Raw genomic sequence first — 24,610 nt, forward strand, 5'->3', positions numbered from 1 at the left:
GGGAGGTGCGAGTAGAACGCTGCGCAACGTCGATTTCGGCGACTAGACCTCGGCGAAGAACCCGAGCAGCAATTCGGCGAGTGCCTCGGGCTGCTCGATCTGCGGGCAGTGCCCGGCATCATCGATCACCGCCGAACGGCCCGCAGTGATCTGCCCGGCGATCTCGGCGGCCCACCCTGAGGGCAACAACTTGTCGCCGGCCCCTTCCACGACCAGTACCGGCACCGCGATGCGCTCGTAGGCGCGTTTACTGGACGGCGTGGCCGGCGCCTCCACTCCTGGTCGCCGAAATCTGGCTGCCGCCAGCGACTCCCAGGCTCCGGGGACCACGCTCGACTCGTAGCGTCGTCGCACATAATCCTCGTCGACAGGGTACGACGCGTCGAAGAACAACGCCTCCACGATCGCCCGCATGGCCTCGAATGTCGCGTCGTACTCATACAACGCCGTGGTGTGCCGGTTCTTCTGGATCTCACCGCCGCCGCAGATCGTGACCGCGGTGCGCACCGGCAGCACCGGCGACGCCGAGGTCATGTCCACCAACAGGTTGATGGCACCCATCGAGTTGCCGACGAAGTGCGCCGAGTCGATGCCCAGCAGAGCGCAGAACCGGGCGATGTGCCGGATTCTCATACCCCGGCCATCGGTGAAGTCGACGACCTTCGCCGACTCACCGAAACCCAGCATGTCCGGGGCCAACACCCGGTAGCGCCGGGAGAGCTCGGGAATCAGTCTTTCCCAGGCGATTTCGGCGCTCACCCCGAACTCGCCGCCGTGCAGGAGTATGACCGGCTCGCCCTCCCCCGCCTCGAGGAAGTGGGTGACCAGCCCGTCGACGACGAGGGTCCGATGCTGAATGCTCACTTGATCGCGATCGGGTTGACCGGCGAGCCGACCGCACCGGTAACCGACAGCGGCGGGGCGACGAGCTGGAACTCGTAGCGACCGTCGGCCGCGCAGTCGGCGGCCAGTTCGGTGAGATTCCAGTACTCGCCCAGCATCAACCCCATATCCCGCAGGCACAACATGTGCATCGGCAGGATGGTGCCGTCGACACCGGACGCCGGGTTCTCCACCATCAGGTTGTCGGCCGCCACCGCGGCGACCTGATGATCGTGCAGCCACGATGCGCACGTCCAGTCCAATCCTGCGCCGGGCTCCTGGCCGTCACGCGTCACCAAAAACCTTGCCCACCAACCTGTTCGGATCAGCACGATATCGCCCGGTTCGATGGTGACGCCCTGCCTGCGGGCCGCCTCGTCGAGTTCGGCCGGTGTGATCGGCTCACCGAGTTCACAGAACGTGGGAACCCCGCGCAGCTTCACGATGTCGAGCAACACGCCGCGGGATGTGATGCCCTTTTCGTCGACCTTGTCGATGCCCAGGTAGTACGCGCCGAGACTGGTCACCGAGTCGGCGGGAAAGCCGTTGTACAGCTTGTCCTCGTAGTACACGTGCGACAGCGCATCCCACTGCGTGGCAGCCTGCAGCGGCATGATGATCATGTCGTCGTTGAACCGCATCGGCCCAGCCGTGGAATACCCGCTCAACTGCACGGCCGCCGGGTTTCTCAGCCACGAGGGCCCGTACTCCAGCAACGTGTTCGCGTCGCCGCCGTCGATCGTCATCACATGAGTGGGGTTCTGCCGATACTGGAACGCCCCCTGCGGACCTGACGAACCGAAGTCGACGCCGAGCGGAAACACCCTGCCATGCTTGACCGTTGCCGCTGCCTGCGCGACTTTGTCGGCAGTGATGAAGTTCAGCGTGCCGAGTTCGTCGTCGTCGCCCCACCGGCCCCAGTTGCGGACGTCGTCGGCGACCCGACGGAAATCGCTCATAGTGGCCACCCTGGTCATCCCTTCTCGTAGTCGGCGGCTTGGCGCGCCGCGATGGTGCCGCCGTCGGCCCAGATGACCTGACCGGTGATGTAGCCGGCGGCCCTGCTGCCCAGGAACGCCAGCACCGCCGCCTGCTCCGCCGGGTTCGACACCCGGCCCAGGGGCTTGGGGATGTCGTCGAGTCGTCCTTGCCCGTACGCCGACCGCAGCTGGTCGAGGATCGGGGTGTCGGTGACACCCGGTCCGCTGCAATTGATCCGGATGCCCTTCGCGCCCAGCGGCACGGCATTGGTGACCGCGTAACCGATGATCGCCTCCTTGGACAGCCGGTAACCGCCGTCAGCCAGCGCGTCGGGATGGTCGTGGCACCACCCGACACCCTCGGCCATCGATCCCGTCGCCAGCAGGCCGGCCGTCTGCGGCAGGTTCTCACGGTAGTTCGCGGCGGCCAGCGACGACACGCAAACGATCGACGAGCCGGGCACCAGCTGCGGCAGCATCGCCTCGGTGAGGTGACGGGTCCCCAGGAAGTTGATCGTCACGACCAACAGGGGGTTGCCGATCCCTGACGACACCCCGGCCACGTTGAACAGCGCGTCGACGGGGCCACCTACCGCGTCCACGGCCCGGTCGATCGAGCCGGGGTCAGCCAGATCGATCTCGACGAACTCGGTGAGCCTGCTCGCCGGACGGCGCACATCGAGACCGACCACCTCGGCATCCAGAGCGATCAGCTGATCGCACAGCTGCGCGCCGATACCCGACGCGCAGCCGGTGACCACCACGCGGCGGCCGTCATACCGCAGCAGATCATCGATGTGAACCACAGCCTTACTTGGCCTCTCGCTTCTCCTTCTCCAATTGCGCGGCCTTCACGCGGCCTTCGTTGATCTCGGCCATCGCCTCCGGAATCTCTCCGGCGGTGAACTTGTTGCGGCCGGTCGGCAATCCGCCGAAGGCGTAGGTCTCGTCGAACAGCGGTGCCTCCGAGGGCCGCCGGCGCGCCTCGACCTTCTCGATCACCGGCTCCAGGCGCTTGGCCTTCTCCGCGACGGCCTTGGCATCCCGCTCGATGAACTCGGGCAGGATCTCCTTGCCCATGATCTCGATGGACTCCATCGTGCCTTCGTGGCTACGCGGGTTGAGCAGCAGGATGATCTCGTCGACGCCACTGGCCTCGTATCCCCGCAGGAACTCCCGCACGGTTTCGGGCGAACCGATGGCGCCGCGGCCCGGGCCGTACGCCAGCGTCGGATCCTCCTTGACGGCCTCCTCGTAGCGCTCCCAGACCTTCGTCCGGCCAGGGGTGTGCATACCGGTCAGGTAGTAGTGCATGATGCCGAACGAGAAGAAGCCGCCACCGATCCCGATCCGCTTGAGCGCCTCCTCGTCGGAGCGGGCCACCATCATCGACAGGTCGCCGCCGATGGCCAGGATGTTGGGGTTGATCGCCGGGGTGATCGGCGCGCCCTGCTCCGCGAAGTCGCGGTAGTAGCCGTCGACCCGCTCCTTGAGCGCCTCCGGGCCGGTGTAGGCGAAGCTCAGTGCGCCGATGGCCTTCTGCGCGGCCATCTCGACCGACGACGGGCGCGTGCAGGCCACCCAGACCGGCGGGTGCGGCTTCTGCAGGGGCTTGGGAACCACGTTGCGGGCCGGCATCTCGACATGCTCGCCCTTGAACCCGCTGAACGGCTCTTCGGTCATGCACCGGATCGACACCTCGAGCGCCTCTTCCCACTGGGCGCGCTTGTCGGCGGGGTCGACGTCGAAGCCGCCGAGCTCGGCCACCGACGAACCCTCACCGGTGCCGAATTCGACCCGTCCGTTGGACAGGTGGTCGAGGGTGGCAACGCGTTCGGCGATGCGGGCCGGCGGGTTGATGTTCGGCAGTAGGTGCATCACGCCGAAGCCGAGCCGGATGTCTTTGGTGCGCTGGCTGGCCGCGGCCAGGAACATCTCGGGTGCGGTGGAGTGGCAGTACTCCTCCAGGAAGTGGTGCTCGGTGAGCCACACGGTGGAGAAGCCGGCCTTGTCTGCGAGCTCCACCTCGTCGAGGCCATGCTGGAACAGCTGGTGCTCGTCGTCCTCCGACCACGGCCGCGGTAGCGGAAACTCGTAGAACAGCGAGATCTTCATGCGGTTACCTCTCGATTGGAATTGTGGGAGATGTGTTCTGCTGCGACGTATCCGAACGTCATAGCGGGTCCGATGGTGGCCCCGGCGCCGGCGTAGCTGCGACCCATGACGGCGGCCGAGGCGTTGCCGGTGGCGTAGAGACCACCGATGACGGTGCCGTCCTCGCGCAGCACCCGGGCGTGCTCGTCGGTGAGCAATCCGCCGGAGGTGCCCAGGTCGCCGAGGATGATCTGGAACGCCAGATACGGTGCCTTGCCCAACGGAGCCAGGTTGGGGTTGGGCAGCGTCGGATCACCGTAGTAGTTGTCGTATGCGCTGTCGCCCCGGTTGAAATCATCGTCGTGGCCCTTGCGAGCGAGTTCGTTGAATCGGGCTGCGGTGCGCTGCAATTCGTCTGCAGGCACACCGATCTTGGTGGCCAACTCGCCGAAGGTGTCTGCGGTCTTGACGATTCCGGAGTCCAGCCAGGCCTGCGGGATCTTGCGACCGGTGGGTACCGGGGCGAACGGCACCTTCGGGATGGGCAGGTGCCCGCCGACCACGTAGCGGTGGAACGACGCGATGTCGGTGACCAGCCAGCACGGGATGTGCTCCACACCAGAGCGCTGGCCGTCGATCATCGCGTGCGCGAAATCCATATACGGTGCGGCCTCGTTGATGAACCGCTTGCCGGCGCCATTGACCACGAACTGCGCGGGCATCATCCGCTCGTTCAGCATGAACTGCAGGCGGCCGTCCGGCCAGCACATGGCCGGGAACCACCACGCCTCGTCGAGCAGGTCGGTTGCGGCGCCGACCTTCTCCCCCGCCCGGATACCGTCGCCGGTGGCCGCGGGATTGCCGAAGCTCCAGTCCTTTTCCAGCACCGGTAGATGCTCACGGCGCCAGGCCATATCGTGGTCGAATCCGCCGGAAGCCACCACCACGCCGCGCCGCGCGGAGATTCGCAGGGGCTTGCCGTTGCGTTCCACCACCGCGCCGACCACTCGCCCTTCTACGCCGTCGGCATCAACTATCAGCTCGGTCATCGGCGCCGACAGCCACAGGGGGATGTCCTTCTCTTTGAGCGCAAGGCGCATCCTCGCCATCAGGGATTGCCCGATGGCCGCCATCCGATCGCCGAACACCCGGGCCCGGAACATCCGCCAGATCAGCTTGAGCAGCACGGCCTTGCCGCGCCAGTTCTGCCGAACCTGATAGAACAGCCGAAGATCCTTGGGAGCGAACCAGATTCCCTTCGGCGCCAACGCCAGAGGCGCGAGAAGCTTCGATTCCTCGTCGCCGAGTTTGCGCAGGTCGATCTCGGGCACATTGATGGTGCTGCCCCGCTCGGAGCCGCCGGGCAGCTCGGGGTAGTAGTCGGCGTATCCCGGCTTCCAGACGAACTCGAACCAGCTGCTCGCGTTTTCGAGGAACTCCATCATCGCCGGGGCGTTCTCCACGTAGGCGCGCAGCCGTTCGTCGCTGACCAGACCGCCGGTGATGGTCTTGAGGTAGGTGAACACTCCGTCAGGATCCGGGGAATAGCCGGCTTTGCGCTGCGACGGCGCTCCGGGTACCCAGATGCCGCCACCGGACAGTGCCGAGGATCCGCCGAATCTGGGCGACTTCTCCACGATCAGGGTGTCGAGCCCCAACGCGTCGGCGCGCAGCGCCGCGGTCATCCCGCCGGCGCCGGAGCCGATGACGAGGACGTCGACGGAATGATCGAAGTGGTTGTCGCTCACCTGCTGTTGATTCGCTCCGCAAGCGTCGCTCATTCGGGTACCGCCGTCCGGATCGCGAATCCCGCGATCAACTCTGGAGCAGCGCGATAGTAGCGCTGCTGCGTCTGATAATCACCCTGGGATGCCAGCGCGGCGAATGCCGCCACCCAGGTTCGGATCTCGTGTGCGGAGTTGCCGGCTTCACGGGCGATCCAGTCGTTGGTCCAACCGTCGACCTCGGCCAGCCGGTTGGTGTCGATGAGATCGAGCAGGGCACGGTCCCAGTCCGGGTTCAACGGCTGCAACGTGCTGTCCCCGTGGGCGAATTCGTGTGCCGCCGCAATCACGGCCTCCTGCCGTGCAGCTCGCCCCTCCGGTGACATCGGCGCCCCACCGACGATGCGCTCCAGGGCGGCCGGTGGCGCGGTCGCCAGGGTGGGCACCGGCGGATCATGCGACAGCCCACCGGATCCGACGACCAGAACCCGCTTATCCAGGGAGCCCAGGTAGTCACCGATGGCGGCACCCAGCGCGCGGGCGCGCTTGAGCGGGCCCAACGGGGTGGCGACCGAGTTGATGAACACCGGAATCACCGGCCTCGTGGCGGCATCCCCGAACAGCACCTCGAGCGGCTGCACCGTCCCGTGATCGACGTCCATCGCCGACGACAGGGATACGTCGACGCCGGCGTCCCACGCCGCGGCCGCCATCTCATTGGCGAGCGCGGCCGGCACGTTCAGCGGTCCGGCGTATGTGCCGTAGTCGCCGACGCCGGCGGCCGCGGTGCCGATGCAGAACGGCGGCATCAGCCGGTAGAAGAAACCGTTGTAGTGGTCCGGCGAGAAGATCACCACGAGCTCGGGGTCGAATTCCGCGACGAATTGCCGGGTTTCGGCCAGCCGGGCGGTGATGTCGTCAAGCAGTTCCGCCGACGGGCCGGGAAGGTTCAGCAGCGGGCTGTGTGACATACAGCAGAGCGCCAGTGGCATCGGTGCCTCCTCCCGGGGTCAAGGTGAGTGTGTCGAGCAGGGCCGTGCTCAGTTCCGGTGTGCGTTGGGCGATGCAGGCGCCGGCGATGCAGCGGTCCGGCCGCAGGAACATCACCGACTCTTCGTGCGTGTCGAACCACGCCTTGAGCGCGCCGGTGCGGTCCCCGACAACGATGACGTCGGGGTCGTCGTGTCCGGTCCAGTGCAACTGGGTGATCGGGCGCAGCCCAACGAAGACCGCACCGAGCGATTTCCACGCGGCGAAGTCTTTCTCCCCCAACAGTTGTCGGGGATTGTTACTCCAGCACACGAACGCGAACCACGGGCCTATGACGTCGTCGAGCAGGACGTTCTGGTTGTCCCGGGTGTCCACCCGCGGCTGGATGAACAGGGTGCCCACCGCGGACGACGGAGACCGTGGCTCGCTGTGCACCACCGCACCGTGGTCGTAGCGCGGCATCGGCTTGAACCGCATCTCCAGCACATAGCGCTTCAACGTCGGGACCAGCGACGCGGCCCGAACGACCACATCCCGGGCGGCGGCGACACGCGAGTTGGTCGGTGAGATGACCTTTCCCACTGTGGTCGAAAGGTCGATCATCGCACGGGCGTGCTTGCGGCGCTCGACGTCGTAGCTGTCCAGCAGCGCATCGCGGGCCCGTCCCTTGACCACAGCCGCCAGCTTCCAGCCGAGGTTGGCGGCATCACGGATACCACTGTTGTAGCCCTGCCCCTGCCACACCGGCATGAGGTGGGCGGCATCCCCGGCGATCAGAATGCGGCCCTTGCGGAATGAGCTCGCGATCCGCGAATGGTGGGTGTACAGGCGGCGTCGGATGATGTCGCACCTGTCCGGGTAAGGCACCAGGCGGGACAGCATCTGCGCCACGAACGCGGGATCCTCGGCCTGCTCGTCGGTCTCGTGGCCGTGGATCAGGAACTCGAAGCGCCGGATGCCGTGGGCGATGGCGATCGAGACGTAGGGCCGAACCGGGTCGGCGCCGACCTCGCTGTTGGGATGTCCGAGTGGGTCGTTGGCGATGTCGACCACCAGCCAGCGGGTCGAGGACGTCGTGCCGTCGAAGGACACCCCCATCAGGCGACGGGTGGCGCTACGGCCGCCGTCGCAGCCGACGACGTAGCGGGCGCTGACCTTTCGGGGCTCGGAATCGGCCGGAGACAACTCGACGACGACCCCATCGGCGGTCTCGGTGATCGAGGTCATGGGATGACCCCACGCCACCTCCACATTGTCGAACCGGCTGAGCCCCTTGTACAACTCGGCGTCGACGAGGGGCTGCACGAAGCCGTTGCGCTTGGGCCAGCCGAACCGCGCGTCGGGCGGTGCCATCTCGGCGAGCAATCTGCGCTTGCCGTCGTAAAACCGCAAGATCTGGTTGGGCACGGTGTGCGGCAGGACGGCGTCCACCAGGCCGATCGCCTGAAAGGTGCGCAGGGCTTCATCGTCGAGGCCCACTCCGCGCGGATAGTCGATGAGCGCGTCCCGCTCGTCGACGACCAGTGTCCGGACCCCCTGCAGGCCAAGGATATTGGCCAGCGTCAGTCCAACTGGCCCGGCTCCCACCACGACGACGTCGAACTCCATACTCACCGGCCCATCAGGAAGTCGATGTGCAGGCGGTTGAACGTCTTGGGGTCCTCGTATTGCGGCCAGTGCCCGCAGCCTTGCATGACCTCGAAGCGCGCACCCGGGATCATCTCCGAGATCCGGCGGCCCTCGGTCGTGTCGGCGGTCGGGTCGTCACTGGTCCACAGCACCAGCGTCGGCGCGGTGATAGCGCCGTAGTCGCTGGGGCTCATCAGGTTTCGCTGCCGGATATCCGGATCCTGCAACGCCATGATGTCGCGCATCGCGTTGACAAACCCGGGCTGCCGGTACACCCGCTGGCGGCTGGCGACGATGTCGTCGTAGTCCTTGGACTTGTCCGCCATCAGCCACTTGATCCGGGCCTGCACGGTCTCCCAGCTCGGGTTCTCCGCGGCGGCCATCGACAGCGTGATGATCCGCTTCATCACCTCGGGGTCGGCCTGCGAACCGCCCGCGGTGTTGAGCACCAGCCGCTCGAGCCGGTCGGGATGGTCGACGGCGAAGCGCGACGCAACCCAGCCGCCCAGCGATTCACCGGAGATGTGCGCCCGCTGCGCGCCGATGGTGTCGAGGACGGCGGCAAGGTGATCGACGTAGTGCGGGATCTCCAACAGATGCCCGGGCTTGTCGGTGTAGCCGTGCCCCAGCATGTCGATCGACCAGGTCGAGAAGTGCTCGGCGTGCGCCTCGATGTTACGGACGTACGCCTCGGCGTGGCCGCCCGAGCCATGGAGCAACACCAGGGTCGGCTTACCCGGATCGCCGGCATGCAGATAGCGGGTGCGCACTCCGCCTGCATCCAGATAACCCTGCGAGAACGCAACGCCCTGCAGATCACTCCAGACGCTCTCGAACTCCGGCACCCAGCTGCCCCTATCCTCGGTGATAATGGGATTCTCGCTTTTTGTAAGCGGTATGTGTAATTATTGAACTACGGTGTGCGATAGTTTAAGAGCATCACTCTCGGAGTGCGGTCTGTCAAGGCACTTCGGGGTGACTCGAGCCCGCTTTCGCACCTCACGCACGGGGACGACATGACGCAGACACCCACCGAGAGCCCGATCAGCGCTGCGCCCGGGTCGCAAACCCTGGCCCGCGGACTGCACGCGTTGCAGCTGGTCGCGGCCGCCAAGGGCGGGCTGACCATTCAGCAGGTCGCCGACCACATCGGGGTGCACCGGACCATCGCCTACCGGCTGCTGAGCACGTTGGCGTCGTACCGGATGGTGGCCAAAGCCGAGGACGGGCGATTCCGCGCCGCGGCCGGGCTCGCCGCCCTGGGCGCGTCGTTCGACAACAACATTCGCGAGCTGTCGATGCCGACGCTGCGCGACCTCGCCGACGAGCTCGACACCACGGTGTCGTTACTGGTGGCCGAGGGTGATCAGCAGGTCGCGATCGCCGTGATCGTGCCGACCCGGGTGTCCTATCAGCTGTCCTTCCACGAGGGCAGCCGCTATCCCCTCGACCGCGGCGCGGCCGGTATCGCACTGCTGGCCAGCATGCCGGGGCGGCCCGGCGAACGCCCGCTGGTCACCCGCGCGCGCCAGCAGGGCTGGATCATCACCTACGGGGAGGTCGAGCCCAACACCTACGGTCTCGCGGTGCCGGTGCACCGGCCGGCCGGGTCGCCGCACACGTGCATCAACCTGATCTCACACCGCGAAGACGTGGTGCTGCGCGGGCGGGAGTCAGCGATCGCAGCGGCGCAGCGCCTTTCGGTGGTTCTGAGTTAAGCACCCCGCTGAACTGGGGTTTTGCCGGATGGAGCGCTTGACACTGTGCGATCGCCGTCATTAGCGTGACAACAACGAACACCCACGTTCGGTAGATGCACACGCCAATACCAGTGTGCGGCAAGAGGAGTGAAGCGATGGCGGACACCACCTGGGACTCCGGCCAGTCTGGCCCACCTACGTGGGACCGTGAAGTCGACGTCGTGGTGCTCGGTACCGGCGCGGCCGGCCTGACCGCCGCACTGGCCGCGGCGGCCAGTGGCGCATCGGTCGCGGTGTTCGAGAAGGCCCCCAGCGTCGGGGGCACGACCGCGGTGTCCGGCGGAATCGTCTGGATTCCCGCGCATGACCGGGCGGCCGGTGGTGAGCTGACCGTCGACGATGCACTGAAATACCTTGAGGCCCAATCACTGGGCGTCATGGATCGTGAACTGGTCGAAACCTTTGTGCGCACCGGCCCGGCGATGCTGGACTTTGTCGAAGGCAACAGCGCGCTGCAGTTCGAGGTCGCCGAAGGCTTCCCCGACTACAAGCCCGAACTGCCGGGTGGTCAGCCAGGTGGCGGACGGTCGTTGAACGCCAAGCCATTTGACCTTGCCGCCCTGGACGATTGGGCGTCGCGCATCACGTCGTTCCCCATCGACTTCAGCAACGTCGGCATCGACGCCGAGACCCGGGCACGCATCCACGCCGCCGTCGACGATATGGACGGCGACTACTGCGTCGCCGGTACCGCGTTGATCGCGGGCCTTCTCAAGGGCCTGCTGGATCTCGGCGTCACCCCGGTCACCGAGGCCCGCGCGCTCGAGCTGACCGGCTCAGCGTCGGCGATCACCGGAGTACGGATCGCCCTGGGTGATCGTGAGATTCGAGTCCGTGCCGACAAAGGGGTAATCCTCGGCACCGGTGGTTTCGAATGGGATCAGAGACTGGTCGAGGCCTATCTGCGGGGGCCGTTGCGCGGACCGGTGTCACCGCCGAACAACACCGGCGACGGATTGCGGATGGCCATGGCGCACGGCGCCGATCTGGCGAACATGGGCGAGGCCTGGTGGGTGCCGGTCATTCAGATCCCCGGCGACACGCTCGGCGGCAGGCCGCGCAGTCGCAGTGTGCGCCTGGAGCGCACCCGGCCGCGCAGCATCATCGTCAACCGGTTCGGGAAGCGTTTCCTCAACGAGGCCGGCGAATACAACTCGATGTCCGGACCGTTCCATCAGCTCGACCCGCGCCTGGGGTACGTCAACGATCCGGCGTGGATCGTCTTCGATGATCAGCACCTGAAGCGCTACGGCTTCCTGGGTGTCGAGCCCGGCGGTGAGGCGCCCGACTGGTTCAACAAGGCCGCGACGCTGGCCGAACTGGAGGAGAAGACCGGCATCGACGCCGACGGGCTGGGCGCCACCCTGGCCGCGTGGAACGCCGCCGTCGCTGACGAGGTGGACCCCGAATTCGGCCGTGGCGCAAGTGCATACGACGGGTACTGGGGTGACAACTCGGCGTCCACCCCGGCTCTGCAGACTCTCGGCCCGCTGGACACCCCGCCGTACTACGCCGTGCCGGTGGGCATCGGCGCCATGGGCACCAAGGGCGGCCCGCGCACCGACCGCGACGGCCGAGTGCTGCACGTCAACGGCATGCCGATCCCCGGGCTGTTCGCCGCGGGCAACGCGATGGCAGGAGTGACGGGCCGCGCCTACGGTGGGGCCGGCGGAACCCTGGGGCCGGCAATGGTGTTCGGCTACCGCGCGGGCCTGGCGGCAGCGGGCGCGCCTTCGCGTTGACAGCGCATCGAGGACGAAGATTTCGCGAAATCTTCGCTCTGAGTGCGCTCTCAACGCCCTGTGGATGGGTGAACACGTCCATGTGCGCTCTTTGACACCCTGCAACCCATGGCGCAGGTGTTCATCGGCAGCGAGGCATTGGCGGCGGGCAGGGTTACGAAGTACGACCTGCGGGCGCACTACCAACGCGTGCTGCCTGACGTCTACACCGCGAAGCGTGCGCCTTCGCTCCGCGACAGGACTATCGCCACGTGGTTGTGGTCCGGACGCCAAGGTGTCATCTCGGGTGCGGCCGCGTCAGCACTGCATGGCGCAAAGTGGGTGGACCACAACGCCGTCATCGAAATGAATTGGCCCGGTCGCAAGTCTCCGGCGGGCGTTCAGATCAGCCGAGACACGTTGTTCGACGCGGAAATCACGTCGCGGCACGGTGTGGCCGTCACCAGCATCGAGCGGACCGCGTTCGACCTCGCGCGACACGGGCCCACGGCCAAGGCTGTCCAGCGGCTCGACGCGCTGGCCGCGGCCACCGACTTCCGAGTCGGTGATGTGCTCGCGGTGGCCGAGAGTCATCCCCACGTCAAAGGTCTGCGTCGCGTGCCTGAGCTGCTGGACCTTGTCGACGCCGGCGCGCAGTCGCCGCGTGAAACCTGGCTGCGACTGCTGTTGATGGACGCGGGATTTCCACGCCCAAAGACTCAGATTCCAGTGCTGCGAGCCGACGGGTATTCGCACTACTTTCTCGACATGGGCTGGCCCGATGTCATGGTCGCGGTCGAATACGACGGCGAGCAACACCGCCTCGATCGCGAGATCTACGGCGGCGACGTGATCCGATCGGAGTACATCGCACAGGTCGGCTGGCGGCGCGTCAGAGTGCTGGCAGGTCACCGAAGGTACGACATCCTGCGACGAGTCCACGAGGCGTGGCGTTGAAAGCGCACTGAGAGCGAGCCTTCGGCGAAAAGTTCGCTCCCAGTGCGATGTCAACGCTTACTGGACTTCGGCAATCTGCTTGCGCACCAGATACTTCTGCACCTTGCCGCTGGCGGTGCGGGGGTAGTCGGCGACCTCGTGCAATTCCTCGGGCCACTTCTGTCGTGCGGCTCCGCAGCTCTCGAAGTGTGCGCGAATCTCCTGCATCGTCGGCATCTGGTGACCTTCCCTGACGCGCAGCACGGCGGCGGTGTGCTCACCGAGACGGGCATCCGGCGCGGAGACCACCACCGCCTCGGCGACGGCAGGCATACTCAGCAGCAGCTCCTCGACTTCGAGGGCGCTGATGTTCTCGCCACCGCGGATGATCACGTCGGCCTTGCGGTCGGTGATCGTCAGGTAGCCGTCCTCGTCGAGCACGCCGATGTCTCCGGTGTGGTACCAACCGTCAGCGTCAAAAGCCTTGGCGGTCAGCGTGTCATCGGTGTAGCCCAGGCACAGATCCGGCCCTCGGGAGAGAATCTCGCCCTCGTCGGTCAGACGAACCTCCACCCCGGGACGCGCGTCGCCATCGGTGAACAGCCGCTTGTCCTCCGGCGCGCTCGGCCGTGACCCGGTGATCGACGGATGCTCGGTGCTGCCGTACGAGCGGAAGACGTGCACACCCAGATCGGCGAGCCGACGGGTCACCGCGATCGGCACCGTCGAGCCGCCGAGGCCGACATGCTTGATCCGGCTCATGTGTGCGTCGGTGAACTCGGGGTGATCGAGCAGGCTGGTGACGAAGTACGGTGGGCCACCGCCGATCGACATACCTTCGGACTCCATCAGTTCCAGCACCCGGCCGGGATCCCAGACGTCGGTCAGGTCGATGGGCGCGCCTTCGAGCACGGGGATCAGGAAGGCCCCGACCATGCCGATGAAGTGACCGACGGGCGTGGCGGTGATCTGCCTGCCGCGGTCGGGCGCGTAGTTCTCCAGCAGCTGGCGGGTCTCGAACCCCAGCGTTTGATGGCTGTGGATCACGCCCTTCGGGTCGCGGGTGGTTCCGGAGGTGAATGCAATCAGCGCCGGGCCGGCCGGGTCGGTGTGCAGCTCGCCGTCCATCGGCTCGTCGGCCAGCAGGTCTTCGAAGTTGTCCCCCACCAGACCCACGATCGGGACCCCGGCACACAGGTCCGGCTGGTACGTCATGTGTCCGAAGTGCTCGGTGGTGATGAACACCTTGGGCCGTGCCGTTCCGATGATGTGGGTCAATTCCTTGCGACCGTAGAAGTGCACGATCGGCACGACGACAGCACCGAGGAACGAGCTCGCCCAATACGTCACCGCGGCCTCGACCCAGTTGGGCAGCTGGAACGCGATCACGTCGCCCGGGCCCACCCCGCGGGCCCGCAACCCCGCCGCCAGCCGGCGTGCCAGGACCTCCACGTCGTGGAAGGTCCCGCTGAACGGCCGCACCGCGGAGTGCACCCAGAACCCGGTGTCAGGGTTGGCCGCCAGCCCCCTGGCCAGCAGCTCACCGAGAGTATCCGGGGTCCACCAGCCCTCGTCGATGTAGCGTTTGCTCAGCTCAACCGGGATATTCCTCAACTACAGCACCTCCGCTTGGCGATGCTATTCTCCGTCACTGAGAATGCCAATACCGAAATTGGAGAACGTGAACATGGTCGATCTGGAGACGAGCGACGGCCTTGCGGTCCTCACCATCGACCGTCCGCATGCCCGTAACGCGATCGCCCTGTCGACCATGGGTGAACTCGAAGAGGCGCTCGACGCGGCGGCCGGGGCGCAGGCCTTGGTCATCCGCGGCGGCGGCGACCGGGCATTCGTGTCCGGCGGCGACCTCAAGGAACTGAGCGCGCTGCGCACCACCGAGGAGGCCGCCGCGATGGCTGCCCGCATGCGCGCGATCTGCGACCGCATCGCCGGTTTCCCCGCCCCCGTCATCGCCGCCCTCAACGGGCATGCCCTCGGCGGCGGGGCCGAAGTCGCCGTCGCCGCAGACATCCGGATCGCCGCGGACGACATCAAGATCGGCTTCAACCAGGTGACGTTGGCAATCATGCCGGCCTGGGGCGGCGCCGAACGGTTGGCGGCACTCGTCGGCAAAAGCAAAGCCCTGCTGCTCGCCGGCTCCGGCACGGTCCTCACCGCCGGCGAGGCCGAACGGTGGGGGCTGATCGATCGCGTCGTGGCGCGAGACTCGTTCGACGACGAATGGCGCACGCTGGCAACGTCGTTGGCAAACCGGCCGGCCGGCCGTATCAAGAAGGTGATCGGCGGCGTGACACCGGCCGAAGCCATCGACGCCTTCGCCGAACTGTGGGTGTCCGACGAGCACTGGGCCGCCGCCGACCGGGTGATGAACCGCGGGAAGTAGCGACGGCATCACAGCGGGAACCTGGCGCGCACCGCGGTGAATCGTTCCCACATCTGCGCGGTGCGCTCGGATGCGGTGATGCGATTGGTATCCGGAGGTAGCGCGTCGTCCAGTTCGGCACGAGCGACCAGGTGGGTGGACAGGACGGCGGGCTCTCCCCCGAGCATGTGACGGTAGGTGAGGTTGCCCCGCTCGAAGCCCTGGGTGTCGACCCAGTTGTGCACGCCCGGATCGTCGTGGGCGAGGACGAGGCGGACCTTGCCGTCACCGTCCACCGACGCCCGGCTCGGGGTGTAGCTGACCGGACGGTACAGAAAGTCCATGCTGGTGAAGAACGCGCCCATATTGGTGATCATCCAGAGTCCCTCGTGCGCGTCGAACTCGACGATCAGTGCGTCCTCAGGGCTCAACTCCCAGAACATGTTCGTCGCTACGCGGCCCCGCTTGGTATCGGCCTCGGTGGCTTCAACAACCGGAAACCGATTCGGGTGCTCGCTGTCGACACCACCGTAGGTGTACGGGAATTCCGGCCAGCTGGTCATCAGGCCGGTGACGAAGTCACCCGCCCATCCCATCGCTTCGACCATGGCGCCCGCCGTCGGCACCGGCTTGGGTGCGGCCATGTCGATGCGCTCGATGCGCAGTTGCCCGGGCCGCTCATCCCATCCGTCGAAGCCCTGGCGAATGAACAACTTTCGCGATGCGGAAGTGGTCGGCAGCCAGTTCGGGCCACGCTCGGGCCCACCGACGTACAGCTCGAAAGTACCGTCGGGTTCGACATGCAGTTGGTGGCCTAAGAGATTCGCTTCCGGCACATCACCGAACGGCTCGTGCAGGACGTGTGGGCCGACCGGCCGCGCACCCTGTACGGTGACGTTGAAAAATTTCGCGGAACCTCGTGTCCCGGCGAGCCGATAAACCGATTCCCCGTCAATCCAGGCCTGCTGATAGGTGAAATCCGCACTATCGCCGCCGAGTTTGCGCGTCGGACTGCAGAAGGCGTGGATGCTCGGGTACCGCGGATCCCGGGTTTCCAGCGCAAGGTCGAAGGCCTGCCCCAGGTTCTGGGTGAGGAAGCGGAACGCATCGGCCCGCTGAATCCCTGAGGTGGCGTTGAAGTCTTTGAACGACTGTCGGCCTGCGGCCTTCAATCGGTCGCAGAACTCGCTCCACGCATCATCCAGCGCCTCGTCCTCCGGGCCGTCGCCAAACGCCACCGGACTCCCCTCTCCTCAGTCGCCGAGCCTGTGGAACATCCGGCGGACCACATCGCACGCCCGCCGGGCGGCCGCCAGTCTGCCCTCCGCGTCGATCCGCGGGCCCAGCAGTTCCAAGTCGAACCCGAACGAGTAACCGCCGGCCAATGCCTGCGCAACAACGGTTTCAATCGGGATCACACCGTCCCCGGGCACCGCACGGGCAGGAAGCCCACGGTCGCCGAGCACGTAGTCGCTCAGCTGGATCAGCCGCGTCCGCGGAAGCGCTGCGCGCAGCAGGCCCGCGAGGTCTGCCTCGGCCCAGCAGTGGAACAGGTCGATGCAGATGTCGAGACCGGCCAACTCCGCGAGCGTGATGCAGTCGCGAAGGCTGTGCGCCATGTGGATGTCGGCGTACAGGGCCGAAGCATTTTCGATGGCGAGGCTGATGCCGGCCTGCTCGGCCTCGCGCGCGCACGGCTCGATCGCCGAACTGAAAGCGTCGGCGGCCTGCTCCCAGCCGAGCGCGCCGCGACCACCGGTGAGCAGGTAGATGCAGCGGGCATCCACGGACGCGGCAACCTCTATCAGCTGCGACAGTGCGCCGCGGGCGGCGTCGACCGATCTCGCATCGGCAGGCACTAAGCCGGCACCGAAGACGTGACAGACGGCCTGCACCAGATAGTCACCTGATGCGACAATCCGCCGGAATTCAGGATCGACCAACTCTGTGTCGATCACACTGAGGCACCGCACCCCGAGCTCGGCCCAATTGCACTGCAGTTCAGCCGGACTCGATCCGAGGAAGGTGACGTCGTGAACGGACAGCTGTTCGCACATGACCGGTCAGTCCCGCTTCTCGATGGCAACGTTGAACCGTTGCCGAAACGGTGCGAACTCGGCGTGCAGATCGTCGAGGTCCTCGCCGATGTCGGTCAGCAGCGAGGTGGAGTAGCGGAACTTGCCGTATCGGTCGCCGCGATTCTGGGCCAGGTAGGTACACATAGCAACCTCGGCCTCACCGGTGAGATCCCGTCCGCAGAAGGCGTAATAGTTCCGTGCGGTCGCGACGGGATCCGCGATGAAATCGAGGTATGGAACGTGCATGATCCGCGGGTCGTCCACCAGCGGGGCGCTCATCGTGTTGGCGACGCTGTCCCGGGTCAGTTCAAGGTGCATTTTTGCGGCCGCCTGCAGGTCGACGGGCCCGACGATGCCCTCGAGAATGTCGGCCATCATCATGGTGCGCGATGCGGCGACCTGAACCGGATCGCGGTGTAGCCAGAGCAAATTCGCGTCAGGATAGGTGTCGAAGAGTGCTTCAAGACGGAACCCGTGGAATCCCTTCAACACCCAGTACTTGCGTGGCCGGTGGTACTGGCACTGTTGCAGCATCGCCTTGTGCAGCCGGTACTGCGCGGCTGGATCGGTCGGCAGCCCGCCGACCAGCGTCTGCATCGGCACTCGCCACCACGCGGTCGGGGTCATCACCCGGAAATCGAACGCCCAAGTGCGTTCGTCTTCCGGGAGACCGTCACCGAGCATGTCGTTGTACGGATGGCTGTGCAGCCATTTGGGCATCTTGGTGTTGATCTCCCGCCAGTCGGCGTCTGCTGTGGCCCGGCGCGGGTCATCGACGCCGGTGAGACCTGGCGGCGGCGATGGATACATCACCTCCCAGAAGCGCAGCGCGCGGCCGTGCGGATCGACCGACATCAGCGCGTGCATCAGTGTGGTACCCGAGCGCGGTTCCCCCGTGACGAACATCGGCCGGTCGATCATCTCCTCGCCGATCGGAAACCGGCTCCGGTCGGCGATCAGTTCCAGTCGCGACGTCAGCAGCCAGTGGCAGACGCGCTCCGCTTCGGCAATTCCCTTGGCCCCCATGCCGATATCGTTGAGGTGGTCGACAGCCAGGGTGAACCGCTCCGGTAGGCTCGGGTCACCGAAGTCAACGCAACCCGTCTCGGATCGGGCTCGCGCGAGTAGGGCTTCGGCATTCAGTCGGACACTCATGACCGGACCCCGCATAACGTCAACAGCTCATCCTCGGTTCGGCGCACATTGGCTGCCGACACGGCGCTGAATTCCAGACCGGCCATCGCGCTGTAATCCAAGATCTTCGGAACCCTCAAGCCTGCATCCACATACGATTTGATGGTCCGCGCGACGTGCTTGGGTGTGCCGTGCGGTACGACCGCGAGGATCGCCTCGGGCTCGACCTTCGCCAGGAACTCGACCAGACGTTCCCGGGTGAGCGTCGCGGGGGTGATGTCGTGGAATCCGCCCCAGTTCTCCCCCATCGGATGGTCGAATCCGAAGCGCCGCAACACCGGCGCCGATACCTGTAGCAGAAAGCTCGCCACCAACGGCGCGCGGACGATGCGCTCGAGAGCGGCGTCGTCGTCAGCGATCAGGCAGACCTGCACGAAGCACGGGGTGATCGCCAGTGGATCACGTCCGGCCCGTTCGGCCGACTGGCGCACCGTGGCGAGCATGTCCGCGTAATGCTCGGGTGTCCAGGCGCCGGCCGGCCACCAGCCGTCCGCGTAGCGCCCGACGATCTCGAGCATGCGCGGGCCGCTGGCACCGATCCAGATCGGCGGGAACCGCCCCTCGTAGGGTTCGGCGTCCAGGCGGGCGTGTTCGAGCCGGTAGAACCGACCCTCGAAATCGACCGGACCCGGGCTATCCCACAGCAGCCGAATCACTTCCAGCGCTTCCTCGAATCGGCTGACCGGCTTCGCGAAATCAAAACCGTACGGAACGATGTTCTCCGCCTCACCGCTGCCGAGACCCAGAATGAACCGCCCGCCGGACAGGTGGTCGACGGTCAGAGCGCTTTGGGCGAGCGAGGCGGGATGGCGGCGCACCGTGTCGACCACACTGGTGGCCAGCGGGACGGTGGTGGTGAGCACGGCGGCGGCCGCGGCGACCGCGATGCCGTCGAGGTGGCGGTGGGGTGACGGTGACACGGTGGCCAGGTCGGTGAATTCCGGTGTCCACAGCGAATCCGGCCAGAAGCTCACCATGTGGTCGGGCAGCCAGACCGAGTGGTACCGACCGTCGTCGAGGTCGTCGAGACCCGACAAGTCCAGGGGAAGAGTCGTGCGCAAGAACGCGGCGGGCTTGACGTCCATCAGGCGAACGGCTCCTCGCCCTCCAACTTGGTGCGGTGCAGCAACCGGCCCGACTGCGGGTCGTACGGTGTTGCCCGGTGCATGGTGCCGGTGTTGTCCCAGATGACGAGATCACCGACCGACCATCGGTGACGGTAGATGAATTCGGGCCGTGTGGTCCATTCACGCAGTCGGACAAGCAGTTCCACGCTCTTGCGAAAATCCATGTGAACCACATGGCGAGCCGTGCAACCCAGCACCAGCGACTTGCGCCCAGAGCGGTGAGTCCACACCAGTGGCAGCTCGCGATCCCCGATAGCCATCATCGTCCGCAGAGTCTTGAAGCTGGGTTCGGGGTCGTAGTAGAACAGCGTGTTCCACGCCGAGTGCATCACCCGCAGCGATTCGAGCGCATCCTTGTCAGGATCGTCCAGCGCGTCGTAGGCCGCGTAGGTATTGGCGAACTCGGTATCACCGGAACCGTCCGGGCACAACCTTGCTGGACAGCAACGAGGCGCGGATCGGCACCTCGTTCATGGTCCCGTCGATGTGCCAGTAGAGCGAGCCCTTCAGATAGTCGGCCAGCTCGTTGATGCTGGTGTCCAGCGTGACGGAGTAGACCTGTTCACCCGTGCGCTCGGGTGCGAATGTCCCCAGCGTCTGCGTGAACTCGATCTGCTCGGAGTCACTGAATCCGATTCCCGGGAACACCAGCACACCACGGCGTTCGAGGAGGTCGCGAATGGTGTCGGCATGCACGCCGTTGAGCAACTCCGCCTTGGGCGCCCGGATTTCGGACGCGATGGCCGGTGCGATATCGACGACCGACAATGCCATGGACGAAACTATACACAGGCGTACAGTTACCGGGATAGAACTCCGCGTAAGAACAAATCGACCGCGTGCAGCAGACGTCGGCGTTCTTCCCTACGGCTGCGGTAAAGGCCGAAATCTGCCAGTCGGGCGGGCAGGACCTCGACCATTGCCAGGAAGTGCTCGGCGGCGAGTTCGATGTCATCGACGTCGATGGCACCGGCCGCTACGTGTTGCCGCAGCAGATCCATCACCTGCTGCTGGCGACGTGCCCAGCCCAGAGAGTCGGCACTGAGCGCGAATTCGGGAAAACGATGCGCTTCAGTTCGCGCGATTCGATGCAGCTGCACGATGTCCGGATCAAGTGCATGACGCAGCGCGCCCTGGCCGATGGCGATCAAGGCGGCGCGCAAATCCTTCTTGTCGACGGTGTCGTCCGCGTCGACCGGCACGGCACGGCTGAACGCCCACGGGATGACATCGAGGAACACGGCACGCTTGTCGGGGTAGCGGGCATACAGCGTGGGCTTGGCGATTCCGGCGGCGTCGGCGATCGCCACCATCGTGGTCGCGTCGTAGCCGTTCTCCAGGAAGGTGCGCACCGCGGCTTCCCTGAGCCGCTGGTGAAGGGCGGCGGCCTCCACCTGTGTCGGCCGACCGCCCCGCCGCTGCGCCGGCGATGCCTTTGCCATTCGCGAGAGTTTACGTCGCGGTCTATCACATCGGCGGCGACCGTCTGAGTCTGTCTCCCGCGCAGCGCCAGTTCGCTAACCTATGCCGGTGACCGACGAGGCAGCGGACATCGAAGCGATCAAACAGCTGAAAGCCCGGTACTGCCGTCTACTCGACACCAAAGACTGGGCGGGCTGGCGGGAGGTCTTCGCCGACGACTTCGTCAGCGACACCACCGCGTCCGGCGGAGTGCTCATCACCGGCGCCGACAACATGGTCGCGTTCATCAAGAAGACTCTCGGCAAGCCCTCCCAACCCACGGTGCACCAGGTGCACGCCCCCGAGATCGCGCTGACCTCGCCGACGACCGCGTCAGGTATCTGGGCGCTGAATGATGTTGTGCGCCTGGCCCCCGGGGTCAACCTCGCGGGATACGGCCACTATCACGAGACCTACGAGAAGGCCGACGGGCAGTGGCGGATCAAGACGTCGACGCTGACCAGGCTGCGCGAGGACGTGTTCAATCCCCTGTTCTCTGTCCGGATTTCGCCACGCTTACGGGACTTCGCGGCGCGGCTGGCACGAAAGCGAGGCATGGTCTGATGTCGCAGCGCACAGTTCTGGTCACCGGAGCGTTCGGTCAAGTCGGCTGGCGCACGGCAGAAATCCTGTTACACCGGGGGTACACCGTCGTCGCCACGGATCTGCCGACCGAGACGTCCCGGACCGTCGCTGCCCGACTGGCCGCCGCGGCACACCCCGGAACCTTCCTGCCGGTGTACGCCGACCTGACCGACGCCGACGCGGTGAAGGGAATGCTCACCGAGCATTCTCCGAGCGCTATCGTGCATCTGGCCGCGATGCTTTCGCCTGCGTCGTACCGCAATCCGAAGCTGGCCCGCCGGGTCAATGTCGGCGGTACCACCAATCTGGTCAACGGCGCAGCCGCGCTGTCTGCGCCGCCGACGATGGTGTACGCGTCGAGTGCGTCGGTGTACGGATCCCGCAATCCCTACCGCTACCCCGAATTGATCACTCCGCAGACACCGGTGAATCCGATCGACCAGTATGGCGAGGACAAGGTGCTGGCCGAGAAGGTGATCACCGACAGCGGCTTGCCGTACGCGATGTTGCGCCTGGCCGGTGTCATCTCCCCCGATGCCGCAGGCTCGATGAACAGCGACTACCTGGTTCTGATGCGGGCCACTCCCGGCGACAACCGGTTGCACACCGTCGACGCCCGCGATGTCGCGTTGGCCTTCGCCAACGGAGTGGACCGCGCCAAGGCCATCGCAGGCAAGGTGCTGTTGATCGGCGGCGACGACACCCACCTGCACACCCACCGCGACGTCGAAGACGACATGATGTCCGCGATGGGGCTGGGCCGACTGGGGACCGGTGCCAGTCTTCCCGGCGACCCCGACGACGACCGGGGCTGGAGCTTCACCGGGTGGTATGACACAACGGAATCCCAAGCGCTGCTGGACTTTCAAGAGCACCCCTGGTCCGAGACCGTGGCCTGGGTATCCGGTTCGCAAAGCGGCGCACTGAAAACCGTTCTCGCACTGGCCGGACCGGTCATCAGGCCGGCGTTGCGGCTGGTGCTGGCCGCGCAACGCCGCCAAGAAGGCCGCGGCAAGTACGCCGACCCGTGGAACTTCATCGCCGGGAAGTACGGGCCCGAAATCCTGGCCGGTGCCGGCAACTAGGCATCTCAGTTCGAGAAGGCCTGGCAACACAAATATCCGAGAACCGGTTCTCGGATGGTCGCGAGAGGAGCCGACGTGTCAGGACGGTGCGCGGGCAAGGTGGCACTGGTGACCGGCAGCAGCCGGGGCCTCGGCAAGGCAATTGCCCAGCGACTGGCCGCGGAGGGCGCCACCGTGGTGCTGACCGCCCGCACCGCAGAACCCGATCCGAAATACGACGGCTGACTGGTGCAGACCCAGCAAGAGATCGCCGACGCCGGCGGCACCGCGGTCACCATCGCTGCGGACCTGTCCGACTCCGCGGACCGCGAGCGGTTGTTCGCCGAGGCCGTGGCTCAGGTCGGCGCCCCCGACATCGTCGTCAACAATGCCGCGGTGACCTTCCTGCGCCCACTGGACGGCTTCCCCGCGCGGCGGGTCCGGTTGATGCTGGAGATGCACGTCGTTGCACCGCTGCACCTGACCCAGCTCGCCATCCCTGCCATGCGGGAGCGCGGCCGCGGATGGGTGCTCAACCTCACCTCGGTCGGCGGCGATCTGCCCCCGGGACCGCCGTTCTCCGAGTTCGACCGCACCGCCGGGTTCGGGATCTACGGCACGGCCAAGGCCGCGATGAACCGGATGACGAAAAGCCTTGCCGCCGAACTGTACGACGACGGTATTGCGGTGAACGCCGCCGCGCCGACCAACCCTGTCGCCACCCCGGGTGCCGGCACTCTGGACCTGGCCAAGACCGATACCGAGGACATCGAGCTGATCACCCGGACCGCGTTGGAGTTGTGTACCTGCGACTCGTCGACCGTGACAGGGCGCATCGTGCAGACCCAGACATTTCTTCGCGAGATCGGCGCACTGAACTGACAACCGATCTCCTCGACGAGCTGCAGACCCGTCTTGCCCCCCGGGGGATTTCCGGGCTGCGACCGTTGGCCGGTGGGGCGTCGAGCCTGACCTTCGCCGGTGACCTCGCCGATCGTCGCGTCGTGGTGAAGGTTGCCCCGCCCGGTCATGCGCCCATCGCGCACCGCGATGTCCTCCGCCAGGCCAGGATCATCCGAATCCTGGAGGGCACCCAGGTTCCGGTACCGGAGATCCTGTTCGACGACGCGGGCGAACCCCCCGAGGTCCCACCGCTGTTTGTGATGTCGTTCGCCCCCGGAACGTCGGTGGAGCCGCTGTTCGACACCGACGACGCGGGTCCCGAGCCCGCTGTCGCCGCGCGGTTCCGTCACGCCGCACGGACACTGGGTGCGCTGCACGAGTTGATCCCTGCCGAGCTCGGCCTCGCCGCGGAGCCCGTGGTCGCGCCCGTGGCGGAAGTCGACAAGTGGTGTCGCACATTGGAAACGGTGGATCCGGCGCTCGCGCCCGGTTGGCAACAGGTTGCGTCCGCGCTACGGGTTGCCGCCCCGCCCCCGGTCGCGCCTGCGATCGTGCACGGCGACTTCCGGTTGGGCAACCTGCTGGCCGGCGAGCAGGGCATCACCGCTGTGATCGACTGGGAGATCTGGTCAGTCGGCGATCCGCGTGTCGACGTGGGCTGGTTTTTGATCAACTCCGACCCGGACACCTATCGGCGAGCCACGCCCCATCGCGGGACGACCCCGCCGGTGCGGGAACTGGTCGCCGAGTACGAGGATGCGCTGGGGCGCGACGCGCCTCGGCTGGCGTGGTTCCAGGCGCTCGCCTGTTTCAAATCGACGGCGACCTGGTCGCTGATCGTCAAACACAACCGACGCCGACCTTCACCCGACCCTGAACTGGAGGCGATGGCCGCCAGCCTGCCCGGGCTGCTCGCCCGAGCCTCGGCTCATCTCGGCCAGGACATTCCAATCATGTAGCGATGCAGTTCTTTCCACAGTTCCGCGTTCGTCCACAGATCGATTTTGGCGCCGGTTTTTGTCGTTGGTTGGGCATACAATTCGAACATGCTTTCGATCGAGGTGGGTGAGGCGCTCGACGCGATCGATGCGGCGTTGTC

Annotated in this window: 23 protein-coding genes and 1 pseudogene; 8 read left to right on the forward strand and 16 right to left on the reverse strand. The window is 66.2% G+C overall.

Annotated features, from left to right (window positions below):
* Window positions 1–42: 42 nt before the first annotated feature.
* Genes CRM90_RS20085 through CRM90_RS20120 form a run of 8 tightly spaced genes read right to left on the reverse strand, consistent with a single transcriptional unit; the run spans window position 43 to window position 9,144 of the window.
* On the reverse strand, window positions 43–864 hold the full coding sequence (locus CRM90_RS20085; protein WP_102808692.1) for an alpha/beta fold hydrolase: 822 nt from the start codon (window positions 862–864) through the stop codon (window positions 43–45).
* Complete coding sequence (locus tag CRM90_RS20090) at window positions 861–1,841, reverse strand: cyclase family protein (RefSeq protein ID WP_502693294.1); 981 nt, start codon at window positions 1,839–1,841, stop codon at window positions 861–863. Before CRM90_RS20090 ends, CRM90_RS20085 begins: the two co-directional genes overlap by 4 nt.
* A gap of 14 nt (window positions 1,842–1,855) precedes the next feature.
* A complete protein-coding gene (locus tag CRM90_RS20095) occupies window positions 1,856–2,668 on the reverse strand; it encodes a coniferyl-alcohol dehydrogenase (RefSeq protein ID WP_102808693.1) in 813 nt (270 codons plus the stop codon).
* 4 nt (window positions 2,669–2,672) lie between these two features.
* The gene (locus tag CRM90_RS20100) at window positions 2,673–3,977 is read right to left on the reverse strand and encodes an LLM class flavin-dependent oxidoreductase (RefSeq protein ID WP_102808694.1); all 1,305 of its coding nucleotides are present in this window, start codon (window positions 3,975–3,977) and stop codon (window positions 2,673–2,675) included.
* On the reverse strand, window positions 3,974–5,704 hold the full coding sequence (locus CRM90_RS20105; protein ID WP_233209410.1) for an FAD-binding protein: 1,731 nt from the start codon (window positions 5,702–5,704) through the stop codon (window positions 3,974–3,976). The genes CRM90_RS20100 and CRM90_RS20105 overlap by 4 nt, the downstream gene beginning before the upstream one ends.
* 29 nt (window positions 5,705–5,733) lie before the next feature.
* Window positions 5,734–6,651, reverse strand: a complete 918-nt coding sequence (locus CRM90_RS20110; protein WP_233209411.1) for a 3-carboxyethylcatechol 2,3-dioxygenase — start codon at window positions 6,649–6,651, stop codon at window positions 5,734–5,736.
* A complete protein-coding gene (locus CRM90_RS20115; protein ID WP_102808697.1) occupies window positions 6,599–8,278 on the reverse strand; it encodes a bifunctional 3-(3-hydroxy-phenyl)propionate/3-hydroxycinnamic acid hydroxylase in 1,680 nt (559 codons plus the stop codon). The genes CRM90_RS20110 and CRM90_RS20115 overlap by 53 nt, the downstream gene beginning before the upstream one ends.
* 2 nt (window positions 8,279–8,280) lie before the next feature.
* Complete coding sequence (locus CRM90_RS20120; protein ID WP_102808698.1) at window positions 8,281–9,144, reverse strand: alpha/beta fold hydrolase; 864 nt, start codon at window positions 9,142–9,144, stop codon at window positions 8,281–8,283.
* Between the two features lie 171 nt (window positions 9,145–9,315).
* Between CRM90_RS20120 and CRM90_RS20125 the strand changes: the two genes are divergently transcribed.
* The 3 genes from CRM90_RS20125 to CRM90_RS20135 all read left to right on the forward strand — a co-directional run bounded on the left by CRM90_RS20125 (window position 9,316) and on the right by CRM90_RS20135 (window position 12,737).
* Window positions 9,316–10,017 carry an IclR family transcriptional regulator gene (locus CRM90_RS20125; RefSeq protein ID WP_102808699.1) on the forward strand — a complete coding sequence of 234 codons (702 nt, stop codon included), beginning with the start codon at window positions 9,316–9,318 and terminating at the stop codon, window positions 10,015–10,017.
* A gap of 137 nt (window positions 10,018–10,154) precedes the next feature.
* Entirely contained in the window at window positions 10,155–11,801 is a 1,647-nt protein-coding gene (locus CRM90_RS20130; RefSeq protein ID WP_102808700.1) for an FAD-dependent oxidoreductase, read from the forward strand.
* 108 nt (window positions 11,802–11,909) lie between these two features.
* On the forward strand, window positions 11,910–12,737 hold the full coding sequence (locus CRM90_RS20135; protein WP_102808701.1) for a putative endonuclease domain-containing protein: 828 nt from the start codon (window positions 11,910–11,912) through the stop codon (window positions 12,735–12,737).
* Window positions 12,738–12,794: 57 nt separating this feature from the next.
* On the opposite strand, the gene CRM90_RS20140 is transcribed toward CRM90_RS20135, so the two are convergent.
* The gene (locus tag CRM90_RS20140; RefSeq protein ID WP_102808702.1) at window positions 12,795–14,330 is read right to left on the reverse strand and encodes an AMP-binding protein; all 1,536 of its coding nucleotides are present in this window, start codon (window positions 14,328–14,330) and stop codon (window positions 12,795–12,797) included.
* 73 nt (window positions 14,331–14,403) lie between these two features.
* On the opposite strand from CRM90_RS20140, the gene CRM90_RS20145 reads away from it, so the two are divergent.
* Entirely contained in the window at window positions 14,404–15,120 is a 717-nt protein-coding gene (locus CRM90_RS20145) for an enoyl-CoA hydratase/isomerase family protein (protein ID WP_102808719.1), read from the forward strand.
* A gap of 8 nt (window positions 15,121–15,128) precedes the next feature.
* Here CRM90_RS20145 and CRM90_RS20150 read toward each other — a convergent pair whose 3' ends face one another.
* From CRM90_RS20150 to CRM90_RS20175, 7 genes are read right to left on the reverse strand one after another with little or no spacing between them, the layout of a single operon-like run.
* Window positions 15,129–16,337 (reverse strand): DUF1214 domain-containing protein, encoded by a 1,209-nt coding sequence (locus tag CRM90_RS20150; protein WP_102808703.1) that lies wholly within the window; start codon window positions 16,335–16,337, stop codon window positions 15,129–15,131.
* A 15-nt stretch (window positions 16,338–16,352) separates the two neighbouring features.
* Window positions 16,353–17,156, reverse strand: a complete 804-nt coding sequence (locus tag CRM90_RS20155; protein WP_102808704.1) for a sugar phosphate isomerase/epimerase family protein — start codon at window positions 17,154–17,156, stop codon at window positions 16,353–16,355.
* A 6-nt stretch (window positions 17,157–17,162) separates the two neighbouring features.
* A complete protein-coding gene (locus CRM90_RS20160; RefSeq protein WP_102808720.1) occupies window positions 17,163–18,332 on the reverse strand; it encodes a sulfotransferase family protein in 1,170 nt (389 codons plus the stop codon).
* Window positions 18,329–19,456 carry an LLM class flavin-dependent oxidoreductase gene (locus CRM90_RS20165; RefSeq protein ID WP_102808705.1) on the reverse strand — a complete coding sequence of 376 codons (1,128 nt, stop codon included), beginning with the start codon at window positions 19,454–19,456 and terminating at the stop codon, window positions 18,329–18,331. The genes CRM90_RS20160 and CRM90_RS20165 overlap by 4 nt, the downstream gene beginning before the upstream one ends.
* A complete protein-coding gene (locus CRM90_RS31350; protein ID WP_286145647.1) occupies window positions 19,456–19,929 on the reverse strand; it encodes a TauD/TfdA dioxygenase family protein in 474 nt (157 codons plus the stop codon). Before CRM90_RS31350 ends, CRM90_RS20165 begins: the two co-directional genes overlap by 1 nt.
* Entirely contained in the window at window positions 19,907–20,272 is a 366-nt protein-coding gene (locus CRM90_RS31355) for a TauD/TfdA dioxygenase family protein (protein ID WP_286145648.1), read from the reverse strand. Before CRM90_RS31355 ends, CRM90_RS31350 begins: the two co-directional genes overlap by 23 nt.
* 26 nt (window positions 20,273–20,298) lie before the next feature.
* Window positions 20,299–20,940 carry a TetR/AcrR family transcriptional regulator gene (locus tag CRM90_RS20175; protein WP_102808706.1) on the reverse strand — a complete coding sequence of 214 codons (642 nt, stop codon included), beginning with the start codon at window positions 20,938–20,940 and terminating at the stop codon, window positions 20,299–20,301.
* Window positions 20,941–21,028: 88 nt separating this feature from the next.
* Between CRM90_RS20175 and CRM90_RS20180 the strand changes: the two genes are divergently transcribed.
* The 4 genes and pseudogenes from CRM90_RS20180 (at window position 21,029) to CRM90_RS20195 (ending at window position 24,470) form a co-directional block, all read left to right on the forward strand.
* Window positions 21,029–21,523: a nuclear transport factor 2 family protein gene (locus CRM90_RS20180; protein WP_233209412.1), complete on the forward strand. Its 495-nt coding sequence runs from the start codon at window positions 21,029–21,031 to the stop codon at window positions 21,521–21,523.
* Complete coding sequence (locus tag CRM90_RS20185; protein WP_102808708.1) at window positions 21,523–22,629, forward strand: NAD-dependent epimerase/dehydratase family protein; 1,107 nt, start codon at window positions 21,523–21,525, stop codon at window positions 22,627–22,629. The genes CRM90_RS20180 and CRM90_RS20185 overlap by 1 nt, the downstream gene beginning before the upstream one ends.
* A gap of 75 nt (window positions 22,630–22,704) precedes the next feature.
* A pseudogene (locus CRM90_RS20190) lies at window positions 22,705–23,490 on the forward strand (SDR family NAD(P)-dependent oxidoreductase).
* Complete coding sequence (locus CRM90_RS20195; RefSeq protein WP_102808721.1) at window positions 23,487–24,470, forward strand: phosphotransferase family protein; 984 nt, start codon at window positions 23,487–23,489, stop codon at window positions 24,468–24,470. The pseudogene CRM90_RS20190 and the gene CRM90_RS20195 overlap by 4 nt, the downstream one beginning before the upstream one ends.
* The last annotated feature ends 140 nt before the right edge of the window (window positions 24,471–24,610 follow it).

Source organism: Mycobacterium sp. ENV421 (assembly GCF_002887815.1).
In the GTDB taxonomy this organism is placed as follows: Bacteria; Actinomycetota; Actinomycetes; order Mycobacteriales; family Mycobacteriaceae; genus Mycobacterium.